The following is an 18,484-nucleotide window of genomic DNA, read 5'->3' as shown; positions in this document are numbered from 1 at the left end:
CGGAGCGCGAGCCGTGCAGATGCCGTACGGCGGCGAACCAACCGGGCTCGTGAGGCGTCGAATGACGTTGCACCCGAGGAATTGGACAATGATGAACACTCGCCTGCTTCCCGCCGCCGTGCTCGCGGCCGCACTGGTCGCCCCCGCGACCGCCGCCACTCCGGCCGGGGCCGCCGCCGCGCCGAAGCCCCTCACCGGGGCGGCCGTCTACCTGTCCTACGGCAAGGGCTACCCGATCAGCCGTTACGAGCCCGGCAAGGGCTTCACGAAGCTGGGCGCCATGCCCATGACCGGCCAGTTCTCGGCGTCCCCGGACGGCAGGAGGATCGCCTGGATCACCGACGGCGGAGCCGTACAGGTGAGCGACGGGCGCACGGTCTCGACGGCGGCCAAGGGCGCCGGGGCCGGGGCGCCGTGCCTCACGCCGGTCTGGTCGCCCGACTCCACCAAGGTCGCGTACGTGGGGAAGGGCAACCCCGACGCCGGGTCCGTCTCGGTCGTCGGCGCGGACGGCAAGGGCCTCAGGAAGGCGGGCACGACCCTCGGGGTCTGTCACCTCGCCTGGTCGGCCGACGGCCGTTACCTCGCGGGGTACGCCGGGACGACCGAGGGCGTCTACCGGTTCGACCTCAGGACCGGCAGGTCGGTCCGGGCCAAGGGCATCGGCCTCGCCAACCACGTGCAGAGTCTGTCGCCCGACGGGATGAAGGTCGTCGTGGCGCCGCTGTCGCGGAACGCGCCCGGGGGCGACGGCTCCTGGCCCGGCGGCTTCCGGCCGGCGATCGTCGACATCGTCACCGGGAAGAAGGTCCCGATCCCGGTGAAGGGCTCGCTGATCGGCGCCTTCTACCTGCGGGACGGCCGCCTGGTCGTCCGGGTCGCCGGGAGTGCCGCCAACACCCTGGTCGTGCTGGACGCGAACGGCAGGCAGGTGCAGCGCCTGGCCGAACCCGCCGCCGCCAAGCGGCAGGCGCTGCTCCAGATCGTTCGCTGACCCGGCGGCGTGGGCCCCGGCCGGAAGCACGGCCGGGGTCCACGCACGTTCCGTGCGACCCGTTTTTCCGTCGTCCGTCCCGCCGCGCGTGGACGTCATGCGGCCCCGAATATCGGGCTGACATCGCGATGAAACAGGCGCGACGCGGGTCTTGACCTGAGACGAGTGAAAGGGCAATCTTCCGGATAAGCCCGGATTTACACGCCGGAAACGTCCGGTAGCCCTTTCGAAGCGCTTCGACAAGTGGCGCTTCCCAACCGAACAGCGGATCCACGCGACGCCCCCGCGGGCACCTCTTTCGGCAGGTCATCGAAGCGCTTCGACGCGAGAGGGAAGTCTCCAGATGAACGAACCGGCTCAGGACCCGGCATTCGGGAACCCCGCGCTCCCTCCCGCCGACCGGGTGGCGGACCTGCTCGCCAGGCTCACGCTCGACGAGAAGATCGGCCTGCTGCACCAGTACCAGGCGCCCGTCGAGCGTCTCGGCCTGCGGCCCTTCCGCACCGGCACCGAGGCCCTGCACGGCCTGGCCTGGCACGGACCGGCCACCGTGTTCCCCCAGGCCGTCGGGCTGGCCAGCACCTGGAACCCCGACCTGGTCCGCCAGGTGGGGGAGGCGGCGGGCGACGAGGTCATGGCCTTCCACCACAAGGACCCGCAGAGCGTGGGCCGCAACGTCTGGGCGCCGGTCGTCAACCCGCTGCGCGACCCCCGCTGGGGCCGCAACGAGGAGGGCTACTCGGAGGATCCCTGGCTCACCGGCGTGATGGGCACGGCGTACGCCTGGGGCCTGCGCGGGAGCCAGGAGGTGCTCAAGACGGCGCCGACGCTGAAGCACTTCCTGGGCTACAACAACGAGACCGACCGGTGCGTCACCTCCAGCGGCCTGCCGCCCCGGGTGCTGCACGAGTACGAACTGAAGGCGTTCCGCCCCGCGCTCGAATCGGGGGCCGCGGTGGCGGTCATGCCGTCGTACAACCTCGTCAACGGCCGCCCGGCCCACCTGTCGCCGCTGATCGGCAGCCACCTGCGGGAGTGGGCCCCCGACGACATCCTGGTGGTCAGCGACGCGTACGCGCCGGGCAACCTCACCACGCCGCAGGGCTACCACAAGGACCTCCCCGAGGCGTACGCGCACGCGATCAAGGCCGGGCTGGACAGCTTCACCCAGGACGACGCGGACGCGGCCGCGACTCTGGGCCACATCAGGACGGCGCTCGGCCGCGGCCTGCTGACCGAGGCCGACCTCGACGCCGCCGTGCGGCACACCCTGTCGATCAGGGTGCGGCTGGGGGAGCTCGACCCCGCCACGCCGTACGACGAGATCACCCACGACGTGGTCAACAGCCCCGAGCACCGGCGGCTCGCGCGAGAGGCCGCCCGCCAGTCGATCACGCTGCTCAAGAACGACGGGCTGCTGCCGCTGTCCGCGCCGCGCACCGTCGCGGTGATCGGCCCGCTGGCCGGCGCCCTGTTCGAGGACTGGTACAGCGGCACGCTGCCGTACCAGGTGACGGCGCTGACGGGCCTCACCGAGCGGTGCGAGACGGTCTACCACGAGGGCGTGGACCGGGTGGCGCTGCGCGCCGAGGGCGGCTACGTCGGAGCGTCGCCGGACCCAGGCGGCGGGCCGCTGTACGTCGGGAGCGAGCGGTCCTGCTTCGACGTGTTCGACTGGGGCGGCGGCGCGTTCGCCTTCCGGGCGTGCGCCAACGGACGCCACGTGCAGGCCGGCGAGGACGGCGTGCTCGTCAACGACCAGCCCGGGCCGAGCGGCTGGGAGGTGCGCCAGACCTTCCGGATCGAGGAGCGGCCGAGGGGCGTCGTGCTGCGCAACATCTCCTCCGGCCGGTACGTGACGGTGGCCGGCGGCGTAGTCCGGACGACCGACGACCCGGACGCCGCGTCCGTGCTGTCCGTCGAACTGGTCGAGAGCGGCGCCGCCCGCGCGGCGGAGGCGGCGGCCGGCGCCGACGTCGCGGTCGTCGTGCTCGGCGACCACCCCCTGGTGAACGGGCGGGAGACCGAGGACCGGACGACGCTGGCGCTGCCCGAGCGGCAGGAGGCGTTACTGAAGGCCGTCCACGCGGCCAACCCGGCCACCGTGCTGGTGATCTCCAGCGGCTACCCGTTCGCGGTCACCTGGGCGCAGGAGCACGTGCCCGCGATCGTCTGGTCGGCCCACGGCGGGCAGGAGTACGGCCACGCGCTCGCCGGCGTGCTGCTCGGCGACGACGACCCGGGCGGCCGTCTCACCCAGACCTGGTACCGCTCGGCCGCCGAACTGCCCGACCTGCTCGACTACGACGTCATCGCCTCCGACGCCACCTACCTCTACTACCGCGGCCGGCCGCTGTACCCCTTCGGGCACGGGCTGAGCTACACCCGCTTCGTCTACTCGGGCCTGGAACTGTCCACGGCGGAGGCCGGCCCGGGCGACATGGTGACGGTCCGGGTGACCGTGACAAACGAGGGCGGGCGCACGGGGGAGGAGGTCGTGCAGGTCTACACCCGCCAGCGGCGCTCCCGGGTGAAGCAGCCGCTGCGTCAGCTTCGCGGCTTCGCCAAGGTGCGGCTCGCGCCGGGCGAGAGCCGTACGGTCGAGGTGGAGGTGCCGGTCGGCGACCTGGCCTTCTGGGACGTCACGCGCGGCCGGTTCGTGGTGGAGGACGCCGCGCACACGGTGCAGGTGGGCGCGTCGTCGGGGGACATCCGGCTGTGCGCGCCGCTGTGGGTGCGGGGCGAGCGGATCCCCCCGCGGGTTCTCACCGGCCGGCCACTGGACGCGGCCGGCCACGACGAGTACGACGGGGTGGTGCTGTGCGACGCGGCGACCGTCACCGGGGACGCCGTCCGCTCCGCCTCGCCCGGGGCCTGGATCGCCTTCCGCGACTGCGACTTCGGCGGGGACTTCGGCGGGGACTTCGGGGGGGACTTCGGCGGGGACTTCGGCCGGGAGTCAGGCGGGGATCTCGGCGGGGGCTCCGCGCCGGTTCCCGGTGACGCGGGCCCGCGGACGTGCGCGCTCACGGTGTCGAGCGACGAGGGAGGGGTGGTCACGCTGCGGCTCGACGACCCCCTGACCGGGGAGGTGGCCGGTGCGGTCACCGTCCCGCCCACGGCTACCCGGCACGATTTCGTCGGTGTGAGCACCCCCCTGGCGGGAGCGGCCGGAGTGCGCGATCTTTATGTGGTGTACGAAAGCGAGGGGGTCACGGTGAGCACGCTGACTTTCCTCGGGGGACTCCGCCCGTGAGGACCGTGACGATCGCCGACGTCGCCAAGCACGCGGGAGTCGCCGTCAGCACGGTCTCCTACGTGCTGAGCGGCAAGCGGGCGATCTCGGCGACGACCCGGCAGCGGGTCCTCGACAGCGTCCGGGTGCTCGGCTACCACCCCAACGCGGGCGCCCGCGCCCTGGCGAGCAAGCGCGCGAAGGTCATCGCGCTGGTGCTGCCGCTGCGGGCCGGCATGAACCTGCCGGTTCTCATGCGGTTCGCGACCTCGGTCGTCACCACGGCCCGCCAGTACGACCACGACGTGCTGCTGATGACGGCCGACGAGGGGCCGGACGGGCTGCACCGGGTGGCCGCGAGCGCGCTGGTGGACGGGCTGCTGCTGATGGACGTGGAGATCCACGATCCCCGCGTGCCGCTGCTGCGCCGGCTCGCCGAGCCCGCCGTGCTGATCGGTTTCCCGGCCGACCCGGAAGGGCTGACCTGCGTCGACCTCGACTTCGCCCGGGCCGGCGCGCTGTGCGCCGACCACCTGGCCGACCTCGGGCGTCGCGAGATCGTCCTGCTCGGCGCGCCGTCCGTGGTCTACGAGCGGGGCACCGGCTTCGCCGAGCGGACGATGGCCGGGTTCGCCGAGGCGGCGGCGCGGCACGGCCTGGAGGCCGGGGCCTGGCCGTGCGAGGAGTCGTTCGACGAGGTCCACGCCGCGGTGAAGCGGCTGCTCGACGAACGGCCGGGGCTCTCGGGGCTCGTCGTGCACAATGAGGCGGCCGCCGGCCACGTGCTGGGGGCTCTGCGGATCCTTGGCAGGCGGGTGCCCGAGGACGTCTCGGTGGTGGCGATCTGCCCGGACGACATCGCCGAGCGGGCCAGCCCCGCGCTGACCTCCGTGCTCGTTCCCGCCGAGGACGTCGGGCGTCAGGCGGTCCGGCTGCTCATGGCCAAGCTGGAGGGCCAGGCCGTCCCGGAGTCGACGCTCCTCGAACCACGGTTGACGATTCGCGAAAGTTCACGATGATCTCATTCCCCGACGGCTTCCTCTGGGGGGCCGCGACCGCGTCGTACCAGATCGAAGGAGCGGTCCACACCGACGGCCGCGTCCCCTCCATCTGGGACACCTTCTCCCACACGCCCGGCATGGTCAGCGACGGCCACACCGGCGACATGGCCTGCGACCACTACAACCGTTATCTCGAAGACGTCGAGATCATGGCCTGGCTGGGGCTCAAGGCGTACCGGTTCTCGGTGGCCTGGCCGCGCCTGGCCGACCTGGGCTTCTACGACCGGCTCGTGGACGCCCTGCTCGCCAGGGGCATCACGCCGGTGGCGACCCTCTACCACTGGGACCTGCCGCAGTCGTCGCAGGACGCGGGCGGCTGGACCAACCGGGAGACGGCCTTCCGGTTCGCCGACTACGCCGCCGCCGTGCAGTCGCGCCTCGGCGACCGCGTCGCCACCTGGACGACGCTGAACGAGCCCTGGGTGTCGGCCTTCGTCGGGTACGGCTCGGGGCGGCACGCGCCGGGCGTGACCGACCCGGCCGCCGCCTTCACCGCGGCCCACAACCTGATGCTCGCGCACGGCCTGGGCACGCAGGCCCTGCGCGCGGGGGGCGCCGAGTCGGTCTCGCTGACGCTGAACCTGACCCCGATCCTCGGCGACCCCGAGCCCGCCCGCCTGATCGACGGGCTGGCGAACAGGCTGTTCCTCGATCCGGTGCTGCGCGGCGAGTACCCCGCCGACGTCCTCGCCCATGTGGAACGCTTCACCAAGGTGAACCTGGACGACCTGCCGACGATCGCGCAGCCGATCGACGTGCTGGGCGTCAACTACTACACCGTCAACCGGGTCGTCGCCGACGCCTCGGCGGAGGGGCACCCCGAGTATCCCGGCAGCGAGGGCATCGCCTGGGAGGACCCGCACGGGCCGGTCACCGAGATGGACTGGGAGATCAACCCGTCCGGCCTTGAGGACCTGCTCGTACGGCTCTGGCGGGAGTATCCCGGCACCCCGCTGATGATCACGGAGAACGGGGCCGCGTTCCCCGACGGGGTGTCCGACCCCGGGCGGATCGCCTATCTCGACACCCATTTCCGGGCCGCGCGGTCGGCCATGGACCGCGGTGCCGACCTGCGCGGATACTTCGTGTGGTCGCTGCTGGACAACTTCGAGTGGGCCCGCGGCTACCACAAGAGGTTCGGCATCGTCCGCGTCGACTACGACACGCTGGAGCGCACCCCCCGCGACAGCGCCCGCTGGTACCGGGACGTCATCGCCCGCGGCGGCCTGGAGGACTGACCGGAGAGCCGGCCGGCCGGGCCTTCGGGAATCTCGTGGTCACACGCTCTCCCGCGGGCCCGGTGCGGGCGGCAGCACCCGGCCGCCGAGGTGGGGGAAGACCTTCGCGACCTTGGCGGTCAGATAGTCGCCGTACGTGCCGGTGAAGGCGCGCAGGTCCAGGCCGTCCCAGCGGGGACGGCCACCGTCGCGGGCGGGCAGGGCGGGCAGCGGCGGCACCTCGCAGTCCCACCCCGGATCGAAGAAGAAGGGGAAGGACAGCCTGCCGCGCCCGGTCTGGTTGCGCACGCGGTGCGGAGTGGACCGGAAGAGGCCGCCGGTCAGCTTGTCGAGCATGTCGCCGATGTTGCAGACCAGCGTCCCGGGGATCGGCGGCGCCTCGATCCAGCCGCGGGCCGTGTGCACCTGCAGGCCGGGATTGCCGTCCTGGAGCAGCAGGGTCAGCAGGCCGTAGTCGGTGTGCTCGCCGACCCCCCATTCGTCCGGCCCCCATTCGTCCGGCCCCCACCCGCCGCGTCCGGACTCGGCCGCGGGCGGGTAGTGGAAGATCCGGAACAGGACCGTGGGCGTCGCGGTGTAGCCGGAGGCGAAGTAGTCCTCCTCCAGCCCCAGACTCAGCGCCACGCCCCGCATGACCGCCTGTCCCAGGCCGGTCAGCGCGTCCATGTACGTCCGTACGGCGGCGCGCAGTTCCGGCACCTCCTCGGGATAGAGATTGGGCCCGTGCAGCGGCCGGGGATCCTCGTGGCCGAGGTCGGCGCCGAAGTAGAGGCCCTCCTTGAGATCGGGGCGGCCGGAGGTGAGCTCGCCGCCCACAGGGAAGTATCCGCGCCAGGCCCGCCCGCCCCGGTCCATCGAGATCCGCATCTTGTGCTCGGGCGGCAGCAGGAAGAAACGCGCGGCGGCCTCCTGGAGCAGCGCGATCAGGTCGTCCGGCACCCCGTGACCGCTGATGTAGAAGAACCCGCTGTCGAGGCAGGCCGCCTCGATCCGGCGCGCGACGCCGGCGCGCTCCCGGCCGGTGTCAGGGGTGGAGGGGCCGGTGAAGGGGCTCACGTCGATGACCGGCAATGGTCCGGCAGTGTTGACCGCACTGTTCATGCCTTCAGATTCCATCATTCGGCACGCCGCCCGGAAGGCGGCTTTACACGCTTGCCGTTCGCATTGCGTACGGGATGATTTGCGAATATTAGGCATGAATCTTCAAGTTTGTCTCATTACATCCTACTTAAGATATTTAGCGTAGATTTCGGGAAGGCGGCCTATAAGGCCGTATCAGGAGTAGGCGATCGCGTGGGTTTCGGGGATCGATGGACGATCAGGAGTCGTGTCGCGTTGTTCACCGGCACGGCTGTCGCCCTGCTGTGCGTGGCGTTCTCGGTCGTGCTGGTGTGGGCGCTGGACCAGGCGGCCGGCCGGCACCTCGTCAGTGAGGTGACGACGGCGGGTGAGCGGGTGGCCTACCAGGTGGAACGCGGCCAGGCGGGGACCGTGCTGCCGCCCAAGCCCCGGGCTTCGAACGGGTCCGTGCAGGTGGTGGGCCCGTGGGGCCGGGTGCGGGCCGCGACGCCCGACATGCGGGGCAAGGCGCCCATGGCGCGCTTCCGCCCCGACGCGCCGCAGCGCAGGGCCGTCCGGGAGGTCTGCGGCGGCGTGTTCGGCCCCGGCCACTGCCGCGTCGTGGTCGCGCAGCGGGTCTACCACGACGGCAGGGACTGGACCGTCTACAGCGCCGCGCCGGTGCGGGCCTTCGACGTCCCGCTCGGGCTGGTGGCCGGGCTGGCGGCGGGGTCCGCGCTCGTCACCGCCGCCGTCGCGTACGGCGCCCGGCGCAGCGTCAGGCGGGCGCTCGTTCCGGTGAAGGCCATCCGGGACGAGCTCGACGAGATCAACACATCCGAGCTCGGGCGGCGGGTGCCGGTCCCGGCGCACAAAGGGGAGATCCACGCACTCGCCCAGAGTGTCAACTGCACGCTGGACCGGCTGGAGGAGACCCTCGAGCAGCAGCGCCGCTTCACCTCCGACGCCTCGCACGAGCTGCGCAGTCCGATCACCGCGATCCGCGCGCAGGTGGAGGACGCGCTGCTGGCCCCCGAGGACACCGACGTGCGGGAGCTCGGGGCGGCCGTGCTGCGGAGCCTCGACCGCCTTGAGGCGATCGCCGCCGACCTGCTGACGCTGACCCGCCTCGACGTCGGCGCGCCGTGCGAACGCGAGCCGCTGGACCTGGGCCGGCTCGTGGCCGACGAGCTGGGCCACCGCCGGGCCGTGCACAAGATGGTCCCGCGGCTGCCCCCCGGGGTGACCGTCCGGGGCGACCGCATCCGGCTGGGCCGCCTGATCACCAACCTGCTCGACAACGCCGACAGGCACGCCGTGTCCGCGGTGAGCCTGGAGGTGCGGCGCGACGAGTCGCCCGACGGTGACCCCCGCTTCCTGTCCGGCACCGCGGTGCTGGAGGTGCTCGACGACGGCACGGGCATCCCCGGCGACCAGCGCGAGCGAGTCTTCCAGCGGTTCACCCGCCTGGACGCCGCCCGCAGCAGGGGCGCCGGGGGCGCCGGGCTGGGCCTGCCGATCGCCCGGCAGATCGCCGAGAGCCACGGGGGCACCCTGACGATCATCGACAGCCCGCGGGGCGCTCGCTTCCTGCTGCGCCTGCCGCTGTCGCGGGAGCTCTGACGCCCTGCCGGCCGCCTCTCAGCGGGCGGGCGGCGCCTCGGCGCGGCTCTCCGTCGTGGTGTCGTCGTCCGTGGCGTCGCCGTCCCGCCGCGTACGGCGCGTGCGGGGCGCGGCGGCCCGGCGGGTCGTCGTGGACGCCTGTCCGCTCGCGGGTGTCCCGGGCGCCTCACCCGAGGCCGCGGCGTCCGTCCGGGTCACCGGTGCGGCGCCGGAGGGCGCGGGATCGGCCGCCGCGCCGGGGGATGCCGCGGACGCCGGGGAGGTTTCGCCGGCATCGCGGTCCCGGGTCTCGCGGGTGTCATGGGTCTCGCCGGGCCACGGTGGGCGCAGCGCCGCGATCACCGCGTCGGCCTCGGCGTCGGCGGCGAACTCCCCGGCCGCCTCCGCCTCGCGGCGCTTGATGACCACCATGTGGTCCACCGAGACGCGGCCGCCGCCGGTGACGGCGAGCAGCACGGACGCGGCCCCGAGCGCCACGATCAGCTCGATCGCGCCGCCCGTCAGGGGCAGGCCGGCGTCACCGGCGGTGATCACGAACACGGCGAGCGCCTCGGCGAAGAGCAGCAGCCCGACGGCCGGCACGGCGAGGCCCGCGATCAGCAGCGTGCCGCCCACCAGCTCGACCAGCATGGTGACGGCCGCCCAGAGGTAGGGGACGGGCGCGTGGAGTTCGGTGAACTGCGCCTGGGTGGCGTTGAGGCCGGCTTCGAGCTTCTGCCAGCCGTTGGCGAAGAAGATCCCGCCGACGCCCATGCGGGCGGCCAGCGAGGCCAGGTCGTGCAAGGTTTTCTTCACGGCTTCTCATCCTGGGGGCTGGGGGGCAGCGGCTTGCCTGGATACTCTCCCCGGCCCGGCCGCCGTCATGCGCGGGCCAGGTCAGGCGTCCGCGCGCTCGGGCGCCGGGGTCTCGGTGCCGGGCTCGCCGGCCGGGTGACGGGGGAGCAACAGGGCCACGGCCAGCGCGGTGAGCGCGAGCAGCGCCACGCTGACGACGACGGTGCTGTGCAGGGCGGTGACGAAGGCCGCGCGGGCGGCGGCGAGGAGCGCGTCCCCGGCGCCGCCGGCCTTCCCGGCCACGTGCGCGGCCGCGGCCAGCGACTCCCGTGCCTGCGCCATGAGGCCGGACGGGACGCCGGGGACGGTTCCGAGGGACGGGGCGTACACAATTGTGGTGATCGTCCCGAGCACGGCGATGCCGAGGCCGGCCCCGAGCTCGTAGGCGGTCTCCTCGATCGCGGCCGCGCCGCCGGCGCGCGACTCCGGCGCCGAGGCCATGATCGTGTCCGACGCCGCGAGCAGGGCGACCTCGACGCCGAAGCCGATCCCCGCGAAACACGCGGCGAGCATCAGGGGGTGCTGCTCGGTGCCCCAGGTCAGCACCGGGGCGAGGGACAGCGCGGTGAGCGCGAGGCCGCCGCCGACCGTCGCGCGCAGCCCGATCCGCCCCAGCACGTGCGCGGCGGCGAGGCCGCCCGCGACGGCCGCGACCATGAGCGGCAGCATCCGCACGGCGGCCTCCAGCGGGGACAGCCCCAGCACGAGCTGGAGATACTGCGCCAGCATCAACTCCAGGCCGACCAGCGCGAAGACGGCCAGCACCACGCAGCCGACGCCGGCCGCGAAGCCGCGCTGGCCGAACAGCCCGATGTCGAGCAGGGGGAAGGCCAGCCGCCGCTGGCGCAGCACGAACCAGGCGAGCAGCGCGGTACCGGCCACGAGGACGACGAGCGCGGGACCCCGGCCCAGCGTGTGCCCCGATCCCGCCTCCTTCAGCCCGAACGCGACCGACAGGATGCCGAGGGTGGACAGCGCGGCGCTGAGCGCGTCCCACGGGTGGTCGGCCCGCCCCGGCGAGGCGGGCAGGATCCGTACGGCGAACGGCAGCGCGACCAGCAGCAGCGGCACGTTGATGAGGAAGACCGCGCCCCACCACAGGTGCTCGACGAGCACCCCGCCGATCAGCGGCCCGACGGCCGCGCCCGCGGCGGCGACGGCGCTCCAGACGCCGAGCGCGACGGCCCGCTCCCGCCGGTCGGTGAACACCTGCCGGATGATCGACAGCGTCGCCGGCATGATCATCGCACCGCCGACGCCGAGGAAGGCCCGCGAGACGATCAGCCCGAGCGGCGTCGCGGCGAACGCCGCCGCCAGCGAGGCCAGGCCGAACACCACGTAACCGCCGAGCACGAACGGCCGCCTGCCGTACCGGTCGCCGAGCGTGCCGAACGTCACCAGCAGCGGCGCGACCACCAGTGAGTAGACGTCGATGATCCACAGAAGCTGGACCGACGACGGCTCCAGCGCGGCCGTGAGCGCGGGGACGGCGATATGCAGCACGGTCGCGTCGACCGCGATCAGGAGCAGACTGGAACACAGCAGCACGAGGACCGACCACCGGCTGACCCGGGGCTCGCGCAGGGCGCCCGCCGCGCGGACGGTGACGGACCCGACCGAAACCATGATCATAAACCGCTCAGTGCTCGCGGCCCCGCTGGAACATGCGTGGCAGCTTAGGCCATGGGAAGGGGATCTCTCAGCCCTTCCGGTGATGTCGGGAACACAGCGCCGGTTCCGTATCGTTCCAGGTGATCACAGGGACCGGCGGGTGCCCCGTCCACCGTGCCGCGCGGGGTCCACCCATTCCCTTCCCGCGTGCGGTATAACCGGGGTCGAAGCGGGGAGGCGTCGATGCGGGACTCCGACAGAGCACGGGCGGCGAGCCTCTTAAGTCGGACTGCGGCACGTGATCTGTTCGAACAGGTGCGTTTCCGCTATTTCCACCTTCCGCCGTCCGGGCGGCGTGTGCTGTTCGTGGTGCTGCTGGTCGCCGTCATGGGGGTGGCCGCCGCGCTCAACTGGTCGCTGATGCCCACCTTCATCTGCACCGTGGCGGCGCTGGCCTTCGTCGCGCTGGCGCTCAGCTATCCCCGCGCCGCCGCGACCGTGCTGGTGCTCGCCGGGTGGGGCCTCCTGCTGCCCCTGTTCATGGCGGTGTTCGGCGGGCAGACGCCCGTGCCCGGCCTGCTGATGCTGCTCGGCCCGCTGGTCGCGATCGCGGCCCACCTGATCCGGTGGGTGCCGCCCTGGCTCACGACGCTCATGTCCCTGGCGGCCGCCGGGCTGGTCGCGCTGTCGCTGTCGCCGCTGTCCTCCTCCACCGCTCTGTGGGGCGCGTACGGCGCGGCCGCCGCGGTGCTCCTCTACCGCCTGATCCTGGCCCGCAGGGCGCGGGCCGGCGCGGAGCGTGAGCCGGTCGGCGGCGAGGCCCACGAGCGGCAGCAGGTCAGGGCGGGCGGGCACCGGCCCGCCGCGGCCGAGACCGGCGCGCCGCCGCCGATCACCGTCGAGCAGGCCCTCGCCGAGCTGGAGTCCATGATCGGCCTCGAACCGGTCAAGGAGCAGGTGCGGGCCATCGCCGCGTCCATCGAGGCGGCCAGGCTGCGCAGGGAGGCGGGCTACACCAACGAGCGGCCGATGCGGCACTTCGTGTTCGTCGGCCCGCCGGGGACGGGCAAGACGAGCGTGGCCCGCACCCTCGCCAAGATCTTCTACGCCTTTGGCCTCCTGGAGACGCCCTTCGTGGTCGAGGCGCAGCGGGCCGACCTGGTGGGGGAGTACCTCGGCGCGACCGCCATCAAGACCAACGAGCTGATCGACCGGGCGCTCGGCGGGGTCCTGTTCGTGGACGAGGCGTACGGCCTGATCAACTCGGGCGACGGCCAGCCCGACCGGTTCGGCGCGGAGGCCGTGCAGACGCTGCTCAAGCGGGCCGAGGACGACCGTGACCGGCTCATCGTCATCCTGGCCGGATACGAGCGCGAGACGAACGACTTCCTGTCGTCCAACCCCGGGTTGTCCAGCCGGTTCGCCACCCGGGTCCGCTTCCCCAGCTACGACCCCGGCGAGCTGCTGGAGATCATCGAGGCGGTGCAGGAGCGCCGGGGCGACCGGCTCGCCCCCGACGCCCGTCCCGTGCTGCGCCGCCTCTTCGAGGACGTCCACCGCCGGGGGCTCGTCGACGACCTCGGCAACGCCCGCTTCGCCCGCAGCCTCGCCGAGGCCGCCGCGCAGGCGCGCGACGTGCGGGTGGTGAGCGCGGGCGGGGCGCCGCGCGGCGAGGACCTGGTGACGATCACGGCCGGTGACGTGACCAAGGCGTTCGACGAGATCACCGCGAGATACCGCGGCTACCAGGCCACGCCCACGCTGGACGAGGCGCTCGCGGACCTCGACAGGATGGCCGGGCTGGAGCCGGTCAAGCGGCAGGTCCACGCGATCACGGCTCAGCTCACGGTGGCCAGGATGCGCCAGGAGCAGGGCCTGCCGGTCCAGTCGCAGATGCGGCACTTCGTGTTCGCCGGCCCGCCCGGCACCGGCAAGACGACCGTCGCGAGGATCCTCGGCCGGATCTTCTCGGCGCTCGGCCTGCTGGCCCGTCCCGACGTGGTCGAGGCGTCGAGGGCCGACCTCGTGGGCCAGCACCTGGGCGCCACCGCGATCAAGACCAACGAGCTGGTCGACCGGGCGCTCGGCGGGGTGCTGTTCGTCGACGAGGCGTACGGCCTGGTCAACACCGGCTACTCGGGAGGCGACGCCTTCGGGTCCGAGGCCGTGCAGACCCTGCTGAAGCGGGCCGAGGACGACCGCGACCGCTTGGTGATAATCCTGGCGGGCTACGAGCGCGAAATGGACGCCTTCCTCGCCACCAACCCCGGCCTGGCCTCGCGGTTCAACCAGCGGGTGGCGTTCCCCTCCTACTCGCCGTCCGAGCTGGCCGTGATCGCCGATCTGCAGGCCGCCGCGGCCGGGGACAGGTTCGACGCCTCCGCGGGGCGCGACCTGGCCGACGTCTTCGACTGGGTCTGCCGCGAGGGGTTGATCGACGGGCTGGGCAACGGCCGCTTCGCCCGCTCGCTGTACGAGCGCGCGGCCCTGCGGCGCGACGTGCGCCTGGCCGCCCAGGGCACGGCGAACGCCGCCGAGCTGACCACGATCACCAGCGAGGACGTCCGCAGCGCGGTGGACGAGCTGTCCTGATCCGCGAGCTGTCCTGATCCGTGAGCCGTCCTGATCCCCGAGCCATCGTGATCCGCGAGCCATCGTGATGCGGAGGAGAGCCGCGGCACGGCGGTGCGTGTCCCGCTGACGCCGGTCGTCACTTCCTGCTACTAATCTAATTCGTAGGGTAGCCGGAGGAGCGGAGAGACACGTGAGACCACGACGGCCGGTCGCCCTGGCCCTGCTGGCGGCCGTGTGGACCGCGGCCGCCTGCGGCGCGCAGCGGGGGCCCGGTGAACAGGACGGCGCGCTCGCCCCCTCCCCGGTCAAGGCGTACGACATCAACCCCCTGCCCCGGGACAAGGTGAAGGACGGCGGCACCCTGCGGTGGGGGCTCGTCGACTTCCCCACCCAGTGGAACCGCAACCACGTCGACGGCGACGGCAACGCGGTCGAGGCCGTGACCGACGCGCTCATGCCGCGCACCTTCCGGTCCGACGAGCGGGGACGGCCGTCCCTCGACACCGACTACGTGACCAACGCCCGGATCACCGCCACCTCTCCGCGGCAGGTCATCACCTACTCGATCAACCCCAAGGCGAGGTGGTCGGACGGCAAGCCGATCACCTGGAACGATTTCGCCGCCCAGTGGAAGGCGATGAGCGGGCGCGACCACGACTACCGGGTCGACGCCGCCATCGCCTACGAGAACATCCAGAGCGTGGCCCGGGGATCGAGCGACCGCGAGGTGGTGGTCACCCTCGCCCAGCCGTTCAACGAGTGGCAGTCGCTGTTCACGCCGCTGTATCCCAGCGCGACCAACGCGACGCCGGCCGCGTTCAACTCCGACTGGATCAACCGGATCCCGGTGACCGCCGGGCCGTTCCGGGTGGAGCGGCTCGACGCCAAGGGCAGGACGGTCACCCTCGCCCGCGACCCCGCCTGGTGGGGGAACCGGCCCAAGCTCGACCGCGTGGTGTTCCGGACGGTGCGGCCCGACCAGATGGTGCGCGCGTTCACCAAGGGGGACGTCGACGTGTTCGAGGTCGGCCCGTCCCCCGACGACTACGCGCGGGTCAGGGAGGCGTGGGACGCGGTGGTCCGGCAGGCCGCCGGCACGCAGTACCGCCAGTTCACCCTGAACGGCGAGAGCCCGGTCCTGTCCGACGTCCGGGTGCGCCAGGCCGTCGCCGCGGCGCTCGACCGGAGTGCCCTCATGCAGGCCGACCTCAAGGGCCTCGGGTGGCCGACCGTGACCCTGGACAACCACTTCCTCATGAACAGCCAGTACGGCTACCAGGCCAACGCACGGGAGATCGGCGGCTACGACCCGGCCCTGGCCGGCCGGCTGCTCGACCAGGCGGGCTGGAAGATGTCCGGCAAGGCCCGGACGAAGAACGGCAAGCCGCTCACGCTGCGTTTCGTCGTCCCCGACGGGATCCCGCCGAGCCTCGCCGAGGCCCAGGCGGCCGGGCGGATGCTGGAGCGCGTCGGCGTGCGGACCGAGGTGCGCAAGGTGTCCTTCAACGACTTCTTCGGCAAGTACCTCATCCCCGGCGACTTCGACCTCGCCGCCTTCGCCTACCCGAGCACGCCGTACCCGGTGTCCGGCGCCTTCGACGTCTACGCCGACGGGGAGCGCGGCAAGGGCGACGACGTCGAGTGGTACTCCAACCTGGGGCGCAGCGGCAGCAAGCAGATCGACCAGGCGATGTACCGCGCCGGCAGCCTGCTCGACCCCGCCCGGGTGCCCGGCCTGCTCAACGACGCCGACCGGCTGGTCTGGAAGGAGGTCAACGTGCTGCCGCTCTACCAGTGCCCGCAGGGCGTCGTGGTGCGGTCCGCGCTGGCCAACATCGGAGCCGGCGGCTTCTACGACCTCAGGTACGAGGACATCGGCTACGCCTCCTGACGGGCGCCGCCGGGCCGGTCCGCCGCCTCCCGGTGGTGGGCCGTGGCCCGGTCGTGGGAGGCCCGCCGTACGAGCCGGAAACGCAGCAGGTCGCCCGGCCGCGCCTGGGCGACCAGCGGCACGTCGTCGGCGGCGACGACGCCGACGACCGGATAACCCCCGGTCGGCGGATGATCGGCCAGGAACACGATCGGCTGTCCGCCTGGCGGCACCTGGACGGCGCCGAGCGGCATCCCCTCGCTGGCCAGCTCACCGGGCCTGGCCCGCTCCAGCGGGGCGCCGCGCAGCCGCGCCCCGACCCGGTTGCTGTCCGCCGTGACCTCGTACGCCGCCGCGCACAGGGCCGTGAGCGCCTCCGGGACGAACCAGTCGTCGCGCGGCCCCGGCAGCACCCGGACGACCGGGCGGCGGGGCAGCGGCGGCGGGGCGGCGAAGTCGGCGAGGATCGCGGCGGCCACGGCCCCGGCGCCGACCGGCAGCGTCGCCCCCGCCCGCAGCGGAGGCGGCCCGATGCCCGACAGCGAGTCGGTCGAGCGGCTGCCCAGCACCCGCTCCACGCCGAGCCCGTCGCGCACCGCCACGTAGGTCCGCAGGCCCCTGCGGGGCGCACCCACCCGCAGCACGCCGCCGGGCGGCACCCACAGCGGCGCGTCCGTCCCGGCCGCCCGCCCGGCCGCCTCCACCGGGCACGGCGCCCCGGTGACCGCGACCCAGACGCCGGCGGTGAAGCGCAGCGCCGCCCCGCCGAAGGTCAGCTCGATGCCCGCGGCGGTCTCCACGTTGCCGACCAGCCGGTTCGCCAGCCGCAGGCTCGGCGGGTCGGCCGCTCCCGACCTTGGCACCCCCAGATGGGCGTAGCCGGGCCGCCCCAGATCCTGCACGGTCGCGTACGGCCCGGGCGCCAGGACCTCGACGCAGGCGGTCATGATCTCGCCCCCGGCCGGAACCGCACGCGCGTGCCGGGCGGCAGCATCGCCGGCGGCTCGGCCGCCGCGTCCCACACCCGCACGTCCGTACGGCCGAGCAGCCGCCAGCCGCCGGGAGAGGCCGACGGATAGACGGCGGAGTACGACCCGGCGACCGCCACCGAGCCGGGCGGCACGCTGGTGCGGGGCACCGCCAGGCGGGGTACGTGCAGCGCCGGATCCAGGCCGATCAGGTAGGAGAAGCCGGGGGCGAACCCGAGCCACCCCACCGTGAACTCGGAGGCGGCGTGCCGGGCGGCCACCTCCTCGGCCGAAAGGCCGCTGAGCGCCGCCACCTCCGCCAGGTCCTCCCCGTCGTAGACCACCGGGATCTCCACGAGCCGCCCCGGCTCGCCTCCGCCCGCCGGTGCGAGAGCCGTACGCAGGAGCGAGGCGAGCAGCGCCTCCAGGCGCGGTCGGTCGGCGGCGGGAGCCACGACGAGCACGGTCCGCGAGCCGGGCACGACGTCCTCCACGCCCGGCGGGAGATCAGCACGCAGCAGCGCGTCCAGCCGGTGGGCCGCCTCCAGCGAGCCGGTCTCCACCAGCAGCGCGTGCTCGCCCGCCGCCCGGACGGTCATGCGAACGACCCCACGACGACACCCGCGTCCAGCAGGGCCCGCCGGACGGCCGTGGCGATCCGCACCGAGCCGGGAGTGTCCCCGTGGACGCACACGGACCGCGCGCCGACCCGCACCTCACCGCCCTCGATCGTCGTCACCACGCCCTCGACGGCCATCCGTACGGCGCGGGCCGCGACCTCGTCCGGGTCGTGCAGCACCGCGCCCGGCCGCCGCCGCGGCACCAGCGTCCCCTCCGGCGTGTACGCGCGGTCGGCGAAACACTCGGCCACCGTGGGCACGCCGTGCCGGGCGGCCACCCGCGTCAGGGCCGACCCCGGCAGCGTGAGGATCGGCAGTGCCGAGGCGGCGGGGGTGAAGGCGGTGACGGCCGCCACCACGGCCTCCGCCTGCTCCTCGTCGCGGCAGGCCCGGTTGTACAGGGCGCCGTGCGGCTTCACGTACGACACGCGCCCGCCCATCGATCTCGCCATCCCGTCGAGCGCGGCGAGCTGGTAGAGCACGTCGGAGCACAGCTCCTCCGGGTCCACCTCCATCTCCCGGCGGCCGAAGCCCGCCAGGTCGCGATAGGAGACCTGGGCGCCGATCGCCACGCCGCGGTCCACCGCCGCCGCGCAGGTCCGGCGGATGATCAGCGGGTCGCCCGCGTGGAAGCCGCACGCCACGTTCGCGCTCGTCACCAGGTCGAGCAGGGCCAGGTCGTCCCCCAGCCGCCAGATCCCGTAGCCCTCCCCGAGATCGGCGTTCAAATCCATAGTGACTCTCATCCGGTGGTCTCCCTGGTCGGCCCATTCCATCCTGCCGCAGGGGGTGCGGGG

13 protein-coding genes are annotated in these 18,484 nt (G+C 73.3%); 7 read left to right on the top strand and 6 right to left on the bottom strand.

Features of this window, described 5'->3' with window-relative positions; translation table 11 throughout:
- Positions 1-88: 88 nt before the first annotated feature.
- From OG344_RS32270 to OG344_RS32255, 4 genes are all read left to right on the top strand, one after another.
- Positions 89-994, top strand: coding sequence for a TolB family protein (locus OG344_RS32270; RefSeq protein WP_405086320.1), 906 nt, complete (start codon positions 89-91; stop codon positions 992-994).
- A 343-nt stretch (positions 995-1,337) separates the two neighbouring features.
- Positions 1,338-4,250: a glycoside hydrolase family 3 C-terminal domain-containing protein gene (locus OG344_RS32265; RefSeq protein WP_405086319.1), complete on the top strand. Its 2,913-nt coding sequence runs from the start codon at positions 1,338-1,340 to the stop codon at positions 4,248-4,250.
- Entirely contained in the window at positions 4,247-5,248 is a 1,002-nt protein-coding gene (locus tag OG344_RS32260) for a LacI family DNA-binding transcriptional regulator (protein WP_405086318.1), read from the top strand. The genes OG344_RS32265 and OG344_RS32260 overlap by 4 nt, the downstream gene beginning before the upstream one ends.
- A complete protein-coding gene (locus OG344_RS32255; RefSeq protein ID WP_405086317.1) occupies positions 5,245-6,528 on the top strand; it encodes a GH1 family beta-glucosidase in 1,284 nt (427 codons plus the stop codon). Before OG344_RS32260 ends, OG344_RS32255 begins: the two co-directional genes overlap by 4 nt.
- A gap of 39 nt (positions 6,529-6,567) precedes the next feature.
- Here OG344_RS32255 and OG344_RS32250 read toward each other — a convergent pair whose 3' ends face one another.
- On the bottom strand, positions 6,568-7,629 hold the full coding sequence (locus tag OG344_RS32250; RefSeq protein WP_405086316.1) for an isopenicillin N synthase family dioxygenase: 1,062 nt from the start codon (positions 7,627-7,629) through the stop codon (positions 6,568-6,570).
- Between the two features lie 192 nt (positions 7,630-7,821).
- Between OG344_RS32250 and OG344_RS32245 the strand changes: the two genes are divergently transcribed.
- Positions 7,822-9,210, top strand: a complete 1,389-nt coding sequence (locus tag OG344_RS32245) for a sensor histidine kinase (RefSeq protein WP_405086315.1) — start codon at positions 7,822-7,824, stop codon at positions 9,208-9,210.
- An 18-nt stretch (positions 9,211-9,228) separates the two neighbouring features.
- On the opposite strand, the gene OG344_RS32240 is transcribed toward OG344_RS32245, so the two are convergent.
- Positions 9,229-10,005: a DoxX family protein gene (locus OG344_RS32240; RefSeq protein ID WP_405086314.1), complete on the bottom strand. Its 777-nt coding sequence runs from the start codon at positions 10,003-10,005 to the stop codon at positions 9,229-9,231.
- Positions 10,006-10,086: 81 nt separating this feature from the next.
- A complete protein-coding gene (locus OG344_RS32235; RefSeq protein ID WP_405086313.1) occupies positions 10,087-11,676 on the bottom strand; it encodes an MFS transporter in 1,590 nt (529 codons plus the stop codon).
- 222 nt (positions 11,677-11,898) lie between these two features.
- Here OG344_RS32235 and OG344_RS32230 point away from each other — a divergent pair, with 222 nt between their 5' ends.
- A complete protein-coding gene (locus OG344_RS32230; protein WP_405086312.1) occupies positions 11,899-14,247 on the top strand; it encodes an AAA family ATPase in 2,349 nt (782 codons plus the stop codon).
- A 172-nt stretch (positions 14,248-14,419) separates the two neighbouring features.
- Complete coding sequence (locus OG344_RS32225; RefSeq protein ID WP_405086311.1) at positions 14,420-16,120, top strand: ABC transporter family substrate-binding protein; 1,701 nt, start codon at positions 14,420-14,422, stop codon at positions 16,118-16,120.
- On the opposite strand, the gene OG344_RS32220 is transcribed toward OG344_RS32225, so the two are convergent.
- Genes OG344_RS32220 through OG344_RS32210 form a run of 3 tightly spaced genes read right to left on the bottom strand, consistent with a single transcriptional unit; the run spans position 16,108 to position 18,421 of the window.
- Positions 16,108-17,046, bottom strand: coding sequence for a biotin-dependent carboxyltransferase family protein (locus tag OG344_RS32220; RefSeq protein ID WP_405086310.1), 939 nt, complete (start codon positions 17,044-17,046; stop codon positions 16,108-16,110). The two genes, OG344_RS32225 and OG344_RS32220, sit on opposite strands and share 13 nt — an antisense overlap.
- Positions 17,043-17,666, bottom strand: a complete 624-nt coding sequence (locus OG344_RS32215) for an allophanate hydrolase subunit 1 (RefSeq protein WP_405086309.1) — start codon at positions 17,664-17,666, stop codon at positions 17,043-17,045. Before OG344_RS32215 ends, OG344_RS32220 begins: the two co-directional genes overlap by 4 nt.
- Positions 17,663-18,421, bottom strand: a complete 759-nt coding sequence (locus OG344_RS32210) for a 5-oxoprolinase subunit PxpA (RefSeq protein ID WP_327046971.1) — start codon at positions 18,419-18,421, stop codon at positions 17,663-17,665. The genes OG344_RS32215 and OG344_RS32210 overlap by 4 nt, the downstream gene beginning before the upstream one ends.
- Between the last annotated feature and the right edge of the window lie 63 nt (positions 18,422-18,484).

It is taken from the genome of Microbispora sp. NBC_01389, assembly GCF_045040095.1.
Lineage (GTDB): Bacteria > Actinomycetota > Actinomycetes > Streptosporangiales > Streptosporangiaceae > Microbispora.
This window is presented reverse-complemented; position numbering and strand designations above follow the sequence as displayed.

Coding starts and splice junctions, on each gene's coding strand:
- OG344_RS32270 (WP_405086320.1), top strand. CDS start 89: ATGATGAACACTCGCCTGCTTCCCGCCGCCGTGCTCGCGGCCGCACTG.
- OG344_RS32265 (WP_405086319.1), top strand. CDS start 1,338: ATGAACGAACCGGCTCAGGACCCGGCATTCGGGAACCCCGCGCTCCCT.
- OG344_RS32255 (WP_405086317.1), top strand. CDS start 5,245: ATGATCTCATTCCCCGACGGCTTCCTCTGGGGGGCCGCGACCGCGTCG.
- OG344_RS32250 (WP_405086316.1), bottom strand. CDS start 7,629: ATGAACAGTGCGGTCAACACTGCCGGACCATTGCCGGTCATCGACGTG.
- OG344_RS32235 (WP_405086313.1), bottom strand. CDS start 11,676: ATGATCATGGTTTCGGTCGGGTCCGTCACCGTCCGCGCGGCGGGCGCC.
- OG344_RS32230 (WP_405086312.1), top strand. CDS start 11,899: ATGCGGGACTCCGACAGAGCACGGGCGGCGAGCCTCTTAAGTCGGACT.
- OG344_RS32220 (WP_405086310.1), bottom strand. CDS start 17,046: ATGACCGCCTGCGTCGAGGTCCTGGCGCCCGGGCCGTACGCGACCGTG.
- OG344_RS32215 (WP_405086309.1), bottom strand. CDS start 17,666: ATGACCGTCCGGGCGGCGGGCGAGCACGCGCTGCTGGTGGAGACCGGC.
- OG344_RS32210 (WP_327046971.1), bottom strand. CDS start 18,421: ATGGATTTGAACGCCGATCTCGGGGAGGGCTACGGGATCTGGCGGCTG.